This window comes from Kitasatospora sp. NPDC059571, from assembly GCF_042735675.1.
Taxonomy (GTDB): Bacteria; Actinomycetota; Actinomycetes; order Streptomycetales; family Streptomycetaceae; genus Kitasatospora.
In genome coordinates this window covers 1-1,568 of sequence record NZ_JBHWBW010000805.1, presented here as the reverse complement: position 1 = coordinate 1,568, position 1,568 = coordinate 1, and the positions used below count along the sequence as shown (strand labels likewise).

Annotated in this window: 1 protein-coding gene; it reads right to left on the bottom strand. The window is 72.1% G+C overall.

Annotation, left to right across the window (positions count from 1 at the left end):
• Positions 1-1,568 (bottom strand): type I polyketide synthase (locus ACFV0G_RS39200; protein ID WP_380558651.1); only part of this gene is annotated, 1,568 nt, incomplete at both ends.

Sequence of the window (1,568 nt, the reverse complement as noted above, 5' to 3'; positions counted from 1 at the left end):
AGCGCCGGCTGGGTATACCCGGTCTCGTTGATCAGCGCCTCATCGGCGATCGCCTCGCGCAACGGCCGTTCCAGCAGCGGATCCAACTCCGCACACACCGCGTCGAACGCCGCCGCGAACACCGGAAAGGCCCCGTACAGCTCGAAGCCCATCCCGACCCGCTGACTGCCCTGCCCCGCGAACAGGAACGCCGAACGCCCGGCCGTCCCCGCCACACCCTCCACCAGACCCGCGAACGAGCCCAACTGCTCGACGATCCGCTCGGGTTCGGCGACCACCAACGCCGCCCTGTACTCGAAGGCCGAACGGGCCGTCGCCAACGTGAACGCGACATCGGCCGGCGCCAGACCGGGCTCGGCCGCCAACCGCTGCGCCAGACGAGAGGCCTGGTCCCGCACAGCCTGCTCAGTCCGACCCGACAGCACCAACGGCACCGGCACCGACACCGCCGCCGACAGCGGCGCCGCGGGAGCCTCCACCGCATCAGCGGGCGACTCCACCGCCGGGGCCTGCTCCAGGATGATGTGCGCATTGGTGCCGCTGAAGCCGAACGAGGAGACCGCCGACCGGCGCGGCTCCCCCGTCTCGGGCCACTGCTGCGCCTCACTCAGGAGTTCGACGGCGCCGGCGGTCCAGTCGACGTGCGAGGACGGCTCGCCCACGTGCAGGCTCTCGGGCAGCACACCGTGCTGCATGGCCAGCACCATCTTGATCACACCGGCCGCACCGGCCGCGGCCTGGGTGTGGCCCAGGTTCGACTTCACCGAGCCCAGCTTCAGCGGGCGCCCGGCCGGCCGGCCCTGTCCGTAGGTGGCGAGCAGGGCCTGCGCCTCGATCGGGTCACCCAGGGTGGTACCGGTGCCGTGGGCCTCGACCGCGTCGACCTGGTCGGCGGTGAGCCCGGCGTTGCTGAGCGCCTGCTTGATCACGCGCTGCTGGGACGGACCGTTCGGCGCCGTCAGACCGTTGGACGCGCCGTCCTGGTTGACCGCCGAGCCGCGCACCACGCCGAGCACCCGGTGGCCGTTGGCGATCGCGTCGGACAGCCGCTCCACCAGCAGCATGCCGACCCCTTCGCCCCAGCCGGTGCCGTCCGCGTCGTCGGAGAACGCCTTGCAGCGCCCGTCGGCGGCCAGTCCGCGCTGGCGGCTGAACTCCACGAAGGTGCCCGGGGTCAGCATCACGGTCACACCGCCGGCCAGCGCCAGCGTCGACTCGCCGGTGCGCAGCGACTGGCAGGCCAGGTGCAGCGCCACCAGCGAGGACGAACAGGCCGTGTCGATCGTGACGGCCGGCCCCTCCAGGCCCAGCGTGTACGAGACCCGGCCGGAGGCGATGCTGCCCGAGGTGCCCGTTCCGATCTGCCCCTCGGCGCCCTCCACCGACTGCTGGAGCAGCATGCCGTAGTCGTTGTACATCACGCCGACGAACACACCGGTCCGGCTGCCGCGCAGGCTCACCGGATCGATGCCGGCCCGCTCGAACGCCTCCCAGGAGGTCTCCAGCAGCAGCCGCTGCTGCGGGTCCATCGACATCGCCTCACGCGGGCTGATCCCGAAGAACCCCGG